At 44.9% G+C, this 16225-nt stretch carries 9 protein-coding genes; 6 read left to right on the top strand and 3 right to left on the bottom strand.

Annotated features, from left to right (window positions below; genetic code table 11):
- Positions 1-93 precede the first annotated feature (93 nt).
- From DW033_RS10305 to DW033_RS10280, 6 genes are all read left to right on the top strand, one after another.
- Complete coding sequence (locus DW033_RS10305; protein ID WP_122382729.1) at positions 94-1656, top strand: ATP-binding protein; 1563 nt, start codon at positions 94-96, stop codon at positions 1654-1656.
- Between the two features lie 69 nt (positions 1657-1725).
- Positions 1726-2625 (top strand): serine O-acetyltransferase, encoded by a 900-nt coding sequence (locus tag DW033_RS10300; protein WP_005860231.1) that lies wholly within the window; start codon positions 1726-1728, stop codon positions 2623-2625.
- A 130-nt stretch (positions 2626-2755) separates the two neighbouring features.
- Complete coding sequence (locus DW033_RS10295; protein ID WP_005863595.1) at positions 2756-4306, top strand: class I SAM-dependent RNA methyltransferase; 1551 nt, start codon at positions 2756-2758, stop codon at positions 4304-4306.
- Positions 4287-6488, top strand: coding sequence for a S9 family peptidase (locus DW033_RS10290; protein ID WP_122382728.1), 2202 nt, complete (start codon positions 4287-4289; stop codon positions 6486-6488). Before DW033_RS10295 ends, DW033_RS10290 begins: the two co-directional genes overlap by 20 nt.
- A 35-nt stretch (positions 6489-6523) precedes the next feature.
- Positions 6524-7795, top strand: coding sequence for a phosphoribosylamine--glycine ligase (gene purD, locus DW033_RS10285; protein ID WP_008773120.1), 1272 nt, complete (start codon positions 6524-6526; stop codon positions 7793-7795).
- 24 nt (positions 7796-7819) lie between these two features.
- A complete protein-coding gene (locus DW033_RS10280) occupies positions 7820-10402 on the top strand; it encodes a family 78 glycoside hydrolase catalytic domain (RefSeq protein ID WP_233554187.1) in 2583 nt (860 codons plus the stop codon).
- A 63-nt stretch (positions 10403-10465) separates the two neighbouring features.
- Here the strand turns inward: DW033_RS10280 and DW033_RS10275 are convergent, their stop codons facing one another.
- From DW033_RS10275 to DW033_RS10265, 3 genes are all read right to left on the bottom strand, one after another.
- Entirely contained in the window at positions 10466-11443 is a 978-nt protein-coding gene (locus DW033_RS10275) for an endonuclease/exonuclease/phosphatase family protein (RefSeq protein ID WP_005863587.1), read from the bottom strand.
- Positions 11444-11517: 74 nt separating this feature from the next.
- The gene (locus DW033_RS10270; protein WP_233554185.1) at positions 11518-13029 is read right to left on the bottom strand and encodes a RagB/SusD family nutrient uptake outer membrane protein; all 1512 of its coding nucleotides are present in this window, start codon (positions 13027-13029) and stop codon (positions 11518-11520) included.
- Positions 13030-13043: 14 nt separating this feature from the next.
- Positions 13044-16082: a TonB-dependent receptor gene (locus DW033_RS10265; protein WP_005863583.1), complete on the bottom strand. Its 3039-nt coding sequence runs from the start codon at positions 16080-16082 to the stop codon at positions 13044-13046.
- Between the last annotated feature and the right edge of the window lie 143 nt (positions 16083-16225).

Below are 16225 nucleotides of genomic sequence, written 5' to 3'. Positions count from 1 at the left end.
CCGTTTTCTCGAAAGCGAGTTTCTGATTGGAGATGTAAATAACTTGTGGAAGACAAGAATAGTAATTATCTTTGGAACAAAAGTGAAAAGATAATGACAAACAGTATCGTACGCAAACTGCCGATAGGTATACAGACCTTCGAGAAGATAAGGGAAGGGAATTATGTATATGTGGATAAGACGGAATGGGTGTGGCGGATGGCCTCGTTGGAGACACCGTTTTTCCTAAGTCGTCCCCGTAGGTTTGGAAAGAGCCTTTTGCTTTCTACTTTTGAGGCTTATTTTAAAGGAAGAAAAGATCTGTTTAAGGGATTGGCTATCGAACGGTTGGAACAGGATTGGATTGAGTATCCGGTGATCCATTTGGATTTGAATGCCAAGAAATTTGATACAGGGGAGGATCTGATTCGTCTTGTGGATAGGCAGTTGCTTGTTTACGAGGCTATATATGGTTCTAGTGATGCGGATGAGACGATTGATGACCGTTTGTTTACCTTGTTACGCTTGATTTGTGAACAGACAGGAAAACGGGTGGTCGTTTTAGTGGATGAGTATGATAAGCCTCTTTTGCAATCATTTGATAATGAGAAATTGCAAGAGGAGTATCGCCTAATGTTGAAAGCGTTCTATGGGGTGTTGAAAAGTGCGGATCGCTATTTGCGCTTTGTATTCCTAACCGGGGTGACAAAGTTCTCTCAAGTTAGCGTGTTTAGTGACTTGAACCAGTTGAACGATATTAGCATGGACTGGCAATTCGCAACGCTTTGTGGCATAACACGGGAAGAGTTAGCGACGAATTTTGTACCGGAGATAGAAGCCTTCGGGAAAAAGAATAATTGGTCGTTTGTTGAGGTGGTAGAGCGGATGGAACGTAATTATGATGGGTATCATTTTCATCAAGATGGAGTGGGAGTGTTTAATCCGTTCAGTGTACTGAATGCGTTCAATAAGCTGGAGTTGGAGAGTTATTGGTTTCAGACGGGTACGCCGACCTTTTTGGTGAGCCTCCTCCGTAAAAGTAATTATGATTTACGGCTTTTGATAGATGGTATCGAGGCGCCTGCTGCTTCATTCACTGAATATCGAGTAAACACCAATAATCCGATTCCGTTGATTTATCAGAGTGGATATTTGACGATAAAGGATTATGATCGGGAATTTCGTAATTATTTATTGGAATTTCCGAACGAAGAAGTAAAATATGGTTTTATTAATTTCTTAGTCCCTTACTATACCTCCATTTCCAAGGAAGAGCAGAGTTTTTATATTGGTAAATTTGTACAAGAATTACGGACAAAGGATATAGATGCTTTCCTTTCCCGTCTCCAAGCTTTCTTCGCTGATTTCCCGTATGAGTTGAACGATAAGACCGAACGTCATTATCAAGTGGTTTTCTATTTGGTCTTTAAGTTGATGGGGCAATTTACTGAGGCGGAGGTGCGAAGTGCCAGAGGACGTGCGGATGCGGTGGTTAAAACACCAAAATACATTTACGTCTTTGAGTTCAAGTTGAACGGAACCGCCGAGGAAGCCATATGGCAAATCGATGAGAAAGGTTATTTGGTTCCCTATCAGGCGGATGGGTGTAAGTTGATAAAGGTTGGCGTGGAATTTAGCGCTATAGAACGTAATATTAGTCGTTGGCTGTATTTTTGATGCCTCTTCGTGAAGGTGTTCTCAAATAAAATACTATTTTTGCGCATTATAAAGAATATTCCGCAAATAATGGATATACAGAGGCATAGTAGCGTATTGGGCGATACGGTGGAGAAGCTATCGGATGAGGCATCGTATAAACAATTGTTCCATGCGTACAGGGATGAGGAGGCGCTGCCCTCGGGCGAGGTGCTGAAAGAGATCATCGATCTATGCCGTGCGATCCTGTTCCCCGGTTATTATGGGAATGCCCGTATCAGTAAACAGACGATCCGTTTTCATACGGGCGTAAATGTTGAGACTCTTCATTCTTTATTATCCAAGCAGGTTTATGCGGGACTTTGTTTCGCGGATACATCTTGCGTGACTTGCCCGGAAGAAAAGATCTCCGCTGAGGCAGAGGCTATTTCGGAGGCTTTCATCTCTACGCTTCCGGAGATTCGCGGTCTGCTGGCTACGGATGTGGAGGCGACTTTCAATGGCGATCCCGCCGCTCAAAATCTAGGTGAGGTCATATTTTGTTATCCCGGTTTCCGGGCGATCGGTAATTACCGGATCGCCCATCAATTGTATAAGCTCGGGGTTCCTTATATTCCTCGTATGATTACGGAGATGGCACATTCCGAGACCGGTATCGATATCCATCCGGGCGCGAAGATCGGTCATCATTTCTCGATAGACCACGGGACGGGTACGGTGATCGGCGAGACGAGCGTGATCGGCAATTACGTCCGAATCTTTCAGGGCGTCAGCTTGGCGGGAGAGAAACTTCCCCCCGATGAGAACGGTAACGCTATCCGTGGCGTAGCCCGTCATCCTATCTTGGAAGATCATGTGACAGTATATTCTAATTCCACCTTAATCGGTAAAATCCGGATTGGCAGAGGGGCTACGATATGTGGTAACGTCTGGATAGCGGAGGATGTACCGGCAGGGAGTACGGTTACACAATTGAAAATTGAGAATTGAAAATTATCAAGAGGGTAGCCGGAAGGAGATCGAAGCATGTCAGAGAGCGAAATGAGAATAATTAATAATAAACAACGTAATACGCAATTGGGAATAATTTTCAATTCTCAATTCTCAATTTTCAATTAAAATGAGCGAGACATTTGAAATGGTGGCCAAAACCCTATACGGGTTGGAAGAGATCTTGGCCGAGGAGTTATTAGCTTTAGGTGCCAACGACTTGCAGATCGGTCGTCGTATGGTTTCCTTTACGGGTGATAAGGAATTGCTTTATAAAGCGAATTTCCACTGCCGTACTGCCCTGCGCATTCTGAAACCGATTTATCATTTCAAGGCCAAAGATGCTGATACCGTTTATAAAGAGGTGAAAAAGGTAGAGTGGGAGAAGTATTTGTCGCTGGACAAGACGTTCGCGATCGACTCGGTGATCTATTCCGAGGATTTCAATCACTCGAAGTTTGTCGCTTACCGTACGAAAGACGCTATCGTGGATTATTTCATCGAGAAGTTCAAGAAGCGTCCGTCCGTTCGTGTCAATAACCCGGACTTATATATCAATATCCATATTTCGCATAACGATTGTACCTTATCTATCGATAGCTCCGGCGAGTCTTTGCACAAGCGTGGTTATCGGGTGGATCAAACGGAAGCTCCGTTGAATGAGGTGTTGGCTGCCGGCATGATCCTAAAAACCGGTTGGAAAGGAGAATCTAATTTCGTAGATCCGATGTGTGGTTCCGGTACATTGTTGATCGAGGCTGCCATGATCGCCTTGAATATCGCTCCGGGTATCCATCGGAAAGAGTTCGCTTTCCAGAAATGGGTGGACTATGATGAGGAATTGTTCGATCGTATTTATAATGATGAGAGCGGGGAGCGTGAGTTCGCTTTCCATTGCTATGGCTCCGATATTTCCCAAGCCGCTATCGATATCGCCTTGGAGAATATCCGTAGCGCTGGCTTGATGAAATATATCGATCTGAAGGTGAAACCGTTCCAACAATATACAGAGGCTCCGAAGCCGGGTATATTGGTGACGAACCCACCTTATGGAGAGCGTATATCATCTCGTGATCTATTGGGATTGTATAATATGATCGGCGAGCGTTTGAAACATGTGTTCATGGGATATAAGGCTTGGATTTTGAGCTATAAAGATGAATGTTTCGATAAGATCGGCTTGCGCCCGAGCGAGAAGATCAAATTGATGAACGGTTCCTTGGAGTGCGAATACCGTTGCTATGAGTTATTTGAGGGAACCAATAAGGACTTCAAAAAGGCATTGAATGAGGATGGAGAGGAGCGTCCGCACAGATCGGAAGGCTCTTTCGAGCGTAGAGGCAATGATCGTCCAAACTTCCGTACGGGTCGTGTGGATCGTCCGGAGCGTCGTTTCGCCGCTGCCCATAGCGAGGATGATGAGGAGCGTTTCGCTTCCATTCCGGGGAAACGTATCTTTGGAGAGGATCGGGGAGAGGACCGTCCGGTCCGCAAGAAATTCGTGGATGCCCCGGTTCGTAAGCCGATCAAGCCAAAAGGAGAACGTCCTGTGAAAATGCGTTATCGGGATGAGGATGACCGTAAGAAAGGGTTTGGCGATCATAAGCGGGATGGAAAGCGCCCATTTAGCAAACCTATAAAGCCTATAAAACGGAGAGGGTATGATGATTATGAGGATTAAATCATCTTTATTCATAAGCCTATGTCTGATTTTATTAACGATGTCGATTACCGCCCAAGATAAGCAACTCTCCTTGCACGACTTGATTCCTGGAGGGAAGACGTATAGCCGCTTCGTACCTCGTGACTTGAAACAGTTACGATGGTGCGGGGACGAGTACTTATATGTTAAGGGAGATAGCGTGTTAGGAGCTAAGCCGGGGAAAAAAGAAGAGGTCCTTTTTTCGTTGGAAAGACTGAATGGGACCTTGACGGCGGCAAATCTGCAGACGGTTGGTTCTTTGCCTAGCTTTTCGGTACCCTATGAAAGAGGTTCGGTCTTGGCTTTTACAAGCAAACAGCACCGGATTCATTATGACTATAAGAAGAATAAGGTAGTCGCTGATTATGCTTTGAAGAATAACTGGGCGAATTATGACTTTTGCCCGGCTACGAATAACTTAGCTTTTACGGAGGGAAACAATGTGCATATTTTATCCCCGGATGGACGAAATACGATTGTTACACGTGAAACACAGGATGGAATCGTATGCGGACAGGCTGTCCATCAACGGGAGTTCGGGATTACGAAAGGTATGTTTTGGTCTCCTAAAGGCTCGGCTCTAGCGTTTTATCGTATGGATGAGCGTAGGGTGACCGCTTACCCGCTGGTGAATATCGATACTCGTTGCGCTACGCCGGTTCCTCATAAATATCCGATGGCTGGAATGAAGAGCCATGAGGTTACGGTGGGTGTCTATCAGGTAGCTACCGGGCAGACGGTTTGGTTGGAGACAGGCTTGCCGAAAGAGAAATATTTAACAAATATCGCTTGGAGTCCGGATGAGAAGAGTATTTATATCGCTGAGTTGAATCGTGAGCAGAACGAGATGCATTTGGTGCGGTACTCTGCCTTGACGGGAAAGAAAGAGGCTGATCTGTTTACCGAGACGGATCGTTGTTATGTGGAGCCGCAGCATCCCGTGCTTTTCTTGCCGAACGATCCGGATAAGTTTATCTGGCAGAGTGAGGCGGATGGCTATAACCATCTATATCTGTATGATACGACTGGAAAGGAATTAAGGAAGCTAACCGGTGGGGAATGGGTGGTTACCAAGGTGCTAGGCTTTAGCAAAGACGGAAATAAGGTGATTTTCGAGGGAACGGCACCTCATCCCGTATCTCCGAATATGCAAGGAACGGGGATGCAACGTTATATTTGGGAGACGGATTTGAGAACGGGTGATATCATGAATTGCTTGAGTTGGAAAGTGGGCGTGCACCGTTGGTTGCTGAGTCCCTCCGGCGAATATGCGATTGATTATGTAAGCTCTCCTTCTACCCCGAGGGATATCGATTTAATCCGTGTAAAGGACGCTAAGGTGATTTCTACCTTACTTTCCGCTCCGGATCCCTTTAAATCGTATCGGATGCCGCGGATCAAGGTTGGACATATCCTTGCTGCCGATGGTAAGACTCGCTTGAATTACCGGTTGACTTTACCGCCGGATTTGGATGAGACGAAGAAGTATCCTACGATTGTCTATGTATATGGAGGCCCTAAAGTACAGCTTGTTACGGGCGACTGGCAAAACGGGGCTCGTGGTTGGGATCTTTATATGGCACAGAGAGGTTATGTGATGTTTACCGTGGATAGCCGCGGCTCGGCAAATCGTGGACATGCTTTTGAGAGCGTGATTCATCGTAATTTGGGTATCAATGAGATGGCGGACCAAGTGAAGGGTGTCGAGTTCCTGAAATCTTTGTCTTATGTGGATGCCGACCGTATCGGGGTACATGGCTGGAGTTATGGCGGTTTTATGACAACGAACTTGATGCTGACTTATCCGGAGATCTTTAAGGTGGGCGTGGCCGGAGGGCCGGTTATTGACTGGAGCAATTACGAGATTATGTATGGCGAGCGTTATATGGATCGCCCGCAGGATAATCCGGAAGGTTATAAGAACGCGAACCTGAAACTGAAGGCCGGTAATCTGAAAGGCCATCTGTTGATGATACATGGGGATATCGATCCGGTGGTAGTGTGGCAACACAGCCTTGGTTTCTTAAAGGCTTGCGTAGAGGCTGATACGTATCCGGATTACTTTGTGTATCCTCGCCATGAGCATAATGTGACCGGTAAGGACCGTCCGCATTTGCATGAGAAGATTACGAGGTATTTCGATGACTACCTTGGGAATTGAAAATGGAGAATTGAGAATTGAAAATTAGAAGAGATATGAATATATTGTTATTAGGCTCTGGTGGGCGTGAGCATGCGATCGCTTGGAAGATCGCTCAAAGCCCGAAAGTTGATAAGTTATTTATCGCTCCCGGTAATGCGGGAACAGCGTTGGTAGGAACCAACGTGGATATTAAAGCGGATGATTTTGCCGCTATCAAGGATTTTGCGTTGGCGAACCAAGTGAATATGGTCGTGGTAGGTCCCGAGGATCCATTGGTGAAGGGTGTTTATGATTATTTCAAGAAGGATGAGGCATTAAGCTCCATCCCCGTGATCGGCCCGAGTGGGGAAGGTGCCCAATTGGAAGGTAGCAAGGATTTCGCCAAGGCGTTTATGATGCGTCATCATATCCCGACCGCTCGTTATAAGAGTATTTCCACTGAAAACCTAGAGGAAGGCTATGCGTTCTTGGAATCTCTTTCCGCTCCTTATGTATTGAAAGCGGATGGATTGGCTGCCGGTAAAGGGGTACTGATTATCGATAACTTGGAGGAAGCCAAGAAAGAGTTGGGAGATATGCTGGGCGGAATGTTTGGCGACGCGAGCAAGACGGTAGTGATCGAGGAGTTCTTGGATGGTATCGAATGCTCCGTATTCGTCTTGACGGATGGCAACGATTACAAGGTGCTTCCGGTAGCGAAAGATTATAAGCGTATCGGCGAGGGCAATACGGGTTTAAACACAGGTGGAATGGGAGCTGTTTCCCCGGTTCCTTTCGCTGATGAGGTCTTTATGGCGAAGGTGGACGAGCGTATTATCCGTCCTACCGTAGAGGGATTGAAAGCGGAGCATATCGATTATAAAGGTTTCATCTTCTTGGGTCTGATCAATGTGAAGAATGAGCCGATGGTGATAGAATACAATTGTCGTATGGGCGATCCGGAGACAGAGGTAGTCATGCTTCGTATCCAAAGTGACTTGGTGGATTTGCTGGAAGGGGTAGCGGAAGGTAATTTAGCGGGCCGTACATTGGTACAGGACCCTCGCGCGGCGGTTACGGTTATGTTGGTAAGCGGCGGTTATCCGGAGGCTTACGAGAAAAATAAGGTAATCACGGGATTGGATGGCGTATCCTCGAACAATATAGTGTTCCATGCCGGAACGAAGCTGGTAGACGGCCAGATCCTGACGAATGGCGGCCGTGTGATCGCGGTCAGTTCGTATGGGGCTAATAAGGAAGAGGCTTTGGCCCAATCTTTCGCCGGAGCTAAGCAGATCGATTTCGATAAGAAGTATTTCCGTCGGGATATCGGGTTTGATCTGTAAATGACAATTAGAGAGAATATACGTATGAAAAAACGAAAACTATTGCTTTTAGGGGTTGTTTGTACGGCTCTCTATGCATGTTCGACTGATCAGACGAACGAATCGGGGAAGCGTGTCTCCGCATTGGATGATGCCGCTTGGAACCATTCCGAATGGATATCCGTGGCAAATGCTCCTGTCATAACGGGTGAGATCAACGGATCGAATGAACGTGCGGCCGATGGTGCCGCTTGGTTCGTGAGTGTCGTAAAGAATGAAAAAGAGATAAACTCGGCACGCTGGATGACCACGGGCTTGGGTGTGTACGAGTTATACGTGAATGGGAAGTTGATCGGAGAAGAGATTCTCAAACCGGGTTTTACGCATCCCTACAAGACGAAGCGTTCGTTTACGTATGAGGTAAGCAATGCCCTGTCGAAACAAGCGGGAGCGGAGAATGTTTTCGCTGTGCAGGTGACACCGGGATGGTGGGCCGATAAGATCATCACATACAGCGGCCAGCAAGGAATGGTGGGTACCAAGGTCGCTTTCCGTGGAGTGCTTGAGCTTACCTATGCGGATGGTAGCAAGGCGTACTTAGGTTCCAATACGAGCGATTGGAAAGCCGGGATCGCCGGACCGGTCAAACATGCCGCTATCTTTGATGGTGAGGAATATGATGCCCGTGAGTTACCGGGATACGATACGCTCGATAAGCTTTCGACACCGGAAAAGAATACGGAATTTGAGGGAGAGATACTTCCTTCAAATGGAGGTGAGGTCTATTTTCGTGAAGATTTGGCGCTTTCTCCTCAAAAGGCCTATCTATGGAAAGGGGTCACCGGAGAGAGTGAAGATGCTTATGGAAAGGTTGTTGTAACGAAAGAATATGCGGCTGGCGAGGAAATGGTAGTTCATCCGGGCGAGACACTTGTCGTGGACTTTGGCCAGAATTGTGCGGCAGTTCCTGCTTTCGAGTTCATGGCAAAGGAGGGTACCCAACTAAATTGTCGTCCTTCTGAGATATTGAACGATGGAAATGGTGCGAAGAGCCGAGGAATGGATGGGCCTGAAGGTAGTTGCCATCGCTTGAATCTACGCACTCCGGATACCGGGATGTTACTCGACTATACCTTTGCGGATCATAAGGACTATACGACCTATCGCCCTCTTCGCACGTTCTATGGTTATCGCTTCGTATCGATCACGGCCGATCAGGAGGTACGTATCCGGTCGATCCAGTCGATTCCTGTCTCCTCGATTACCCAACAGATGGAGACCGGATCAATAACGACCGGCAACAAACTAGTCAATCAGTTGATTTCAAATACCCTATGGGGACAACGTTCCAACTACCTCTCGGTTCCTACCGACTGTCCGCAGCGCAACGAACGGCTGGGATGGACCGCCGACACGCAGGTATTTGCTGAGACTGGTACTTTCTTTGCCAATACCGCTGATTTCTTCCATAAATGGATGCGTGATATGCGTGACACACAATCACCAACCGGTGCGTATCCCGGTGTCGCTCCATTGGCTCAATACGGTGCGTCTCCTACTGATATGAACCGCTTGGGCTGGTCGGACGCGGGAGTTATCGTGCCTTGGGTTGTCTGGAAGCAATTTGGTGACACTCAGATTATCGATGAGAACTGGGCGGCGATGGAGAAATATCTCAATCATATCAACGAGACCAAGTATGACCATCATGCCCTCAGCGCGGAGAATGGCAATTACCAGTGGGCCGACTGGCTCAGTTACGAGCCGCTTGAGAGTTGCAGCGGCAGACATACAGCGAAGGATGGATCCGGAACGCTTCCGGAAGCCTATGATTATTGGAATTATCTAAGTGCGAATTACTGGCTTATAGATGCCGGAATGATGAGCGATATGGCTCGTGCGACAGGACGGGATGCCGCGAAATACGAAGCGATGGCTGCTCAAGCGAAACAGTATATATTGGATAAATTCCTGAATGCCGACGGAGAATTTAAGACGGCGATATTCAATACCATGCAGACGCCTGCCCTATTCGCCTTGAAGAACAAGCTGGTCGAAGGGGTAGCCAAGGAGAACATGATGAAACGACTGCGTGACAACTTCGCCGAGCATGGCAATTGCCTTCAGACAGGTTTCTTGGGTACTTCCATCCTGATGCCTACGCTTACGGAGAATGGAATGAGTGATATCGCTTACGAGCTTCTTTTCCAGCGCAAGAATCCGAGTTGGCTGTATTCGGTAGATAATGGGGCGACAACGATTTGGGAGCGTTGGAATAGCTATATGCTTGATAAAGGCATGGGACCGCAAGGCATGAACAGCTTTAATCACTATGCCTATGGATGTGTATGTGAATGGATGTGGGAGACCATGGCTGGTATCTCTGCGGATACGTCGGAGCCAGGATTCAAGCGCATTATCATGAAGCCGATTCCCGATAAGCGTCTGGAGTTCGTAAACGCGGAGTACAATTCGGCGGCAGGAATTATCAAGAGCTCTTGGAAGTATGAGGGAGACCAGTGGATTTGGGATTTCGCCATTCCCGAAGGAGCGGTCGCTCTCGTGACACTTCCGGGCGAAAGCCAAGCTCACGAGTATCGTGCGGGTTCGTATCAGATCGTTAAATAAGTAGCTTATACTTACCCAAGTTTACATTAAAGTTTGTAAGCTTGGGTAAGATTATTGATAGTATTATTTTAATTTACTCAGATCAAAATCAATAATAATCGGACGATGATCGGATGGCCACCAGAAATTAGATAGCTCTTTCGGGTCACGTACAGGCTTCGTGTACTCATCTGTAATTACGTCTGCATACTGGATTATGTCAAACAAAGGCTGTGTACAATATACGTAATCAATGCGGGCTTCTTTACCGGTTGTTGTCTTAAATTCATTTGGATACTTCTTAGCGATGACATCTACATAAGGTGTTTCTTGAGCGATATAGTCTTGCGTCAAAAACTTAGGACTATCTTCCGGATATCGATAGATGGCGTTGTCTGTGCGATTGCGGCTGTTGAAGTCACCCATCATCATCCAATATTCGTTGGTAGCATTCGTGCTAGTACCAATGGTGTGCTTACAAATATACTCTATTTCCATGCGACGGTATTTATCACCACCGTTTTCAGCTTTACTTGCTTCTTGGTCTTCAGTGCGAAAAGCCCATTGTTGTGGCCATGTGTGTAGTGTTACTATATTTAAAACCTTTTCGTCTACAATGATCTTTGCCCAACCGGCACCGTGGGTTACTACTTGGTTTGGCTCCTCACCTATTATTTTTTTTATATTTTCGATCGGATACTTAGAGGTGATGACCTGCGGGTAATTATCCCGATGTCCGCCTATGTACCAGTAAGGGTGTCCGTACCGTTTGGCTAATACTCCCCAATTATCTACCAGAAAACGTTCTTGGGAATCCAAAGGATCCGCGGTACCATTTTTATAGATGCTTTGAGCCTCACACCATACGCAAATATCAGGATCTTGTTGTTTTACCCAAGTCGTGAATTTCTCGTAATTATCATCTTGTCCACACCACATACCGTTTTGTATATTCCAGTAGAGTAGACGTAATGGTTTCTGTTCTTTTTTTTGTCCGCAAGAGATTAAGAGAGTGGAGATGCAGACTGCGGATAATGTCTTTAAAAATTTGTTTCTGTTCATAATATATCTGATTTGTTTTGTCCCGGGCGTAAGTAACCCGGGACTGGTTTGTTACAAATTTATCTTTTTCTTTTTTAATTGGAGCTGGTATAACCCGGATTCTGATCTTTAACTTGATCCATTGCTTTGTTATAATTGAATTCGCTGTCTGGTATTTTCCATAAATAATGACGTTCTTGAATCTGTGTATATTCACCGGTCTCCACATTAAAGTACTTACCTACCAGTTCTTGAGCACGACCTTGACGGACTATGAAGTCCCAGTGCTTTGCCTCATTGAAGTGTTCATAAGTCTCTTCTTTTAATAGTAAATCCATATAAGCGGTCATACTGGCGTAATCACTCAACTTATAGTCCAGTTCAGCATTAGGTACTTTAGGATCTTTGCCATAGGCACGTCGGCGCAATTGGTTTAACATTTCAATGGATTCCGTAGTTGGGGCATTGGCAACACGGGCACAAGCCTCACTGTAGATCAGCATAGCATCTGTATAGCGGATCAAAGGAATAGATACATTTGCGCCATTACCTTGTGCGTTCGGATCCGTATATTTTGTGAGTAGACAAGTATATTCACCGTAAGCGTCTTTGCCGAATACATAAAAACCTATGTTCATACCGTAACGTAGGTCATTCATGTCCCAGCTCTTGATGATATGGTTACGCAGGTCTGTATAGTGCGTGTAATAGCCGTTACCATTTAACATGGTTTTACCGGGAACGAACTCATACTTTGGATGTGAGGTATAGGATAGGTAGTCCCATGTCTTACCATCAATACGTGAAGTCTTGATGTAGAATATCTCCTCTGTAGAGGTGGTCAAGTCTGCGCCAAATACCTTGTCAAAGTCACGTGGTTCCGCAACTTGTACTAATTGGTATGTACCACTGTTCACCACTTCTCCACTTAGCTTTTTTGCCTCGATATAATCTCCTGTATGCATATATACATCTGCTAGGCAGACCCGTACGGTATTTTTATCTGGAGTAGCCAAATAACGTTTTTTGTCAGGACAATTATCTAAAGCATATTTTAAATCTTCGATTATGAAGTTGTATACTTCTTCTTTGCTACTCTTGGGAATATTCCACTCTGTGATATTTTTATCTGTTTTCAAAGGTACACCACCCCAGTATTTCACGAGATTAAAGTAGTTGAAGCCTCGTAAAAAGCGTAACTCTCCCAGATAGGCCACCTTTTCCTCTTCGGTCATCTTTGTAGCGTTAGGTATCCGCTCGATAGCGGTGTTACAGAACATAATAGCCTTATAGAGGCTCTGCCAGTTTGAATCACTCCGGTTCATATGTGTTGCGTTCACAAAGCCATTGTATTGTTTGTATGTTTGATAAACTCCTTTTGGATAACAATATTCTGTATTGATCTCTAATGTGGCGAAGAAGTTTGAATTATAGGCTGACCGCATTGCGTCTAACGGTGCTAATACCGCAGCATTTGCTTCTTCTACAGTATTATAAAATGTCTCGCTTGAGATCGAATAAGTATAATCGGTCTCATTTAAGGCGTTGTCACAAGCTGTTAGTAGAGTAACTCCGGCCATTGCGCTTATTATTATTAGATGTCTCATTGTTTTCGCTTATTTTAAAATTTAACACTCACACCCATGGAAAGGGTTTTACTGTTTGGATAAGTCAAATGGTCTATACCTGCATTCACGTCGCTGCCTTTTGAGCTAACTTCAGGATCTACACCTTTATACTTCGTTAATGTCAACCAGTTCTGTGCGCTAACGAAGATACGAATACCGTTTAGCCAATTTTTGGTAGCCCACTTGTCACATGGCAGATTGTAAGCTAAACTGATGTTTTTTAGACGCAGATAGGAACCATTCTCGATAAAGCGGTCAGAGTATTTCAGTGAACCAACGGCATTGATCTTGGGATAGGCAGCATGACTGTTGTCTTGACCTTCTCGCCAACTCTCGTAGTATACTTTACGCTCAATATTCATGCCTTGGCCATAGCTGTAGTTTCGCATCTCACTCAAGTTAAACACGTCGTTACCTTGACTGCCTTGTAAAAAGAAGTTGAAGTCCCAGTTCTTATAGCGGATACCACAGTTCAAACCATATGTAAAATCAGGGAAAGGAGAACCTGCGATGTAACGGTCTTCCGTATCGGTGTACTGGCCATCTCCGTTCATATCCTCATAAGATAAAGAACCGTTCTCGTCTAAACCAGTGTCTTTGTAGACATAGAAAGCTCCTAATGGCTCACCTTCACGGATAATTGTGATGGAACCAGATCCATAGTTGCTATAAGTTGTGCCAAGGATATCTTTACCATCAGCTAATTCTTCGACGCGATTCTTATTATGAGCTATATTGAACTGTAAGGTTAAGCCAAAGTCCTTGTTTTGTACCACATCACCCTCGATCAATAATTCGACGCCTTGATTGCTTATACTACCGATGTTACGTACGGTGGACTTGTAACCGGATGATGAAGGAAGTGATACTGTATTCAGTAGATCCGTGGTTTTCTTATAATAGTAGTCTGCGGTAATACGTAGACGTTGTTTAAAGAATCCCAAATCCACGCCGGCATCCCATTGCGAGGTCGTCTCCCATTTCAGATCTTCTGGATAGGTACTGCTGGGTGAGTAGTAAGGTACGTTCTCGCTTCCAGTAGCAGTCTTACCTGTGGTTAGTAGATTTTGTGTCATGTAGGGATCAATAGCTGTTGAGCCTGTCTTTCCATAGCCAACACGCAACTTCATGTTTGAAATACTTTCAAATTCTTTCATGAAAGGCTCTTCAGACACACGCCATGCCACAGCACCAGAAGGGAAATATCCCCATCTTGATCCTTCCGAATAGCGGCTTGATCCATCAGCACGGAAACTGGCTGTTACGAGGTAACGTCCTAATAAACTATAGTTGATACGCCCAAGATAAGACATCAAGACCCATTTGCTGTAGTTTGTACTTGGTGTGTTGGCTGTTCCTGCTGATGACAGGTTGTTCGTTTCTTGAACGTCACTCAAGAAAGTGTTGCCTGAGGCTGCGATCGATTTGTAAACATTTTGTTGGTAAGTAAAGCCGCCCATTACGTTAAAACTGTGGATGTTGTTTAACGAAAAATCGTAGGTCACGATATCTTCGTTAATGATGTTCGTACTACGCTTGTGGTTGACATCGGCAGTATTATTTTTGTAAATATACTTTTTGGTGGTGTAACCATCGTAGCGGGCATCAGATCCTTCCAATCCGAAACTGGTCCGTATGCTTAAGCCTTTAATCGGATTGAAGTTCAAGGCGGCGTTGATGTTGGTCAGATTTGTCACGGTTTTATAAGTGGACTCATAAGCCATACATAAAGGGTTCTTGATCTCATGGCTAGACCAGCTGTACCAAGAGCGTAGATCTTTATAATCTCCATTCTCATCATAAGGATAAAAGTTTGGTGAGGCGGAGTAAGCAGCACCAATCATAGATGAACCGCCATTACCACCTCCATCAGACTGGTTCATCTGGTTAATCATACTGTAGCCCATACTGACGGAAGCGGTTATCATCTTGCTCATAGTCATATCCAAACTACTACGCAAATTGTACTTGTTATAATAACTGTTCGGGATCAAACCATCTTTAGTCATGGCAGAGCCACTGACAAAATATTTTAGGTCATCGGTACCTCCAGATACATTGATGTTATGATTCATAATGGGAGCATTTTGAAAGAACTCTTTTTGCCAGTCCATACCTTTCCCCATGGCGGTTATGTCAGCTTCACTAAAGGGAGCGGTTTCCAGTATCTCTGCGTTTACAAGGTATTCGTTATAAAAACGGGCCCACTCTTGGGCATCCATCAAATCCAGTTTCTTGATTTGCTTTTGGAATCCATATTCAAAATCGTATGAGACTTTCGCTTTTCCACTTTTCCCTTTCTTGGTCGTGATCATCACGACACCATTAGCACCACGTGAACCATAGATGGCAGTAGCGGATGCGTCTTTCAAAATTTCCATAGATTCAATATCATAGGTATTGATAGAGGCTGTGCTGGCAGGAATACCATCGATAATGTATAGGGGTGAGTTGTCACCTTTGATAGAGTTTACTCCACGTATCCTAATAGAATAGTCTCCGGAAGGATCACCTGTATTTTGGGAGAGTACTACGCCGGGAACTCTTCCTTGTAAAGCCTGTACTGGGTTGGCTACGGTAAAGGCTGTCAGCTCATCTGCCTTCACGCTACTCACAGAGCCGGTTAGGTCTTTCTTCTTCATTGTCCCATAACCAACTACCACTACCTCATCTAAAGATTCCACATCTTCTTTCAGGGTAATATTAAGTGTATGTTGGCCTTTGACTGCCACTTCTTGTGAATTATAACCGATATAACTGATTTGTAGAATGTCGTTTGGCTTTACTTGTAAACTGAACTTTCCATTTAAGTCTGTTACTACTCCATTCGTTGTTCCTTTTACCAATACATTGGCTCCAATTACAGGTTCACCCATTCCATCGAGGATGGTACCGGTTAACTGATAACTGCCTTGTTGCTGGCTGATAGGTGCTAATGAAGACTCTGCCCAAGCTTCCTTTGGCATAAAGGATAAAGATGCCATCAAGCAAAAGGCTCCCAGAATAGGGACTACATGTTTGCAATTTTTCATAAATCGTTTTAATTTTTAGCTATTACAAAGTACGACTATTCATGTGACAAGTAGATTACATTAGAGTTGCATAGTAAGAAAGATTTTGAATCTAAGCGCTTTTATATGGTTTTCTCTATATTAAATCTTGCTCATAAATAATC

This window comes from Parabacteroides sp. AF39-10AC (assembly GCF_003635405.1).
Lineage (GTDB): Bacteria > Bacteroidota > Bacteroidia > Bacteroidales > Tannerellaceae > Parabacteroides > Parabacteroides distasonis.
Note: the sequence above shows the minus strand (reverse complement) of the source record. Positions and strands in the feature narration are given on the sequence as shown.

Coding starts and splice junctions, on each gene's coding strand:
- DW033_RS10265 (WP_005863583.1), bottom strand. CDS start 16,082: ATGAAAAATTGCAAACATGTAGTCCCTATTCTGGGAGCCTTTTGCTTG.
- DW033_RS10305 (WP_122382729.1), top strand. CDS start 94: ATGACAAACAGTATCGTACGCAAACTGCCGATAGGTATACAGACCTTC.
- DW033_RS10270 (WP_233554185.1), bottom strand. CDS start 13,029: ATGAGACATCTAATAATAATAAGCGCAATGGCCGGAGTTACTCTACTA.
- DW033_RS10290 (WP_122382728.1), top strand. CDS start 4,287: ATGATGATTATGAGGATTAAATCATCTTTATTCATAAGCCTATGTCTG.
- DW033_RS10300 (WP_005860231.1), top strand. CDS start 1,726: ATGGATATACAGAGGCATAGTAGCGTATTGGGCGATACGGTGGAGAAG.
- DW033_RS10280 (WP_233554187.1), top strand. CDS start 7,820: ATGAAAAAACGAAAACTATTGCTTTTAGGGGTTGTTTGTACGGCTCTC.
- DW033_RS10295 (WP_005863595.1), top strand. CDS start 2,756: ATGAGCGAGACATTTGAAATGGTGGCCAAAACCCTATACGGGTTGGAA.
- DW033_RS10275 (WP_005863587.1), bottom strand. CDS start 11,443: ATGAACAGAAACAAATTTTTAAAGACATTATCCGCAGTCTGCATCTCC.
- purD (WP_008773120.1), top strand. CDS start 6,524: ATGAATATATTGTTATTAGGCTCTGGTGGGCGTGAGCATGCGATCGCT.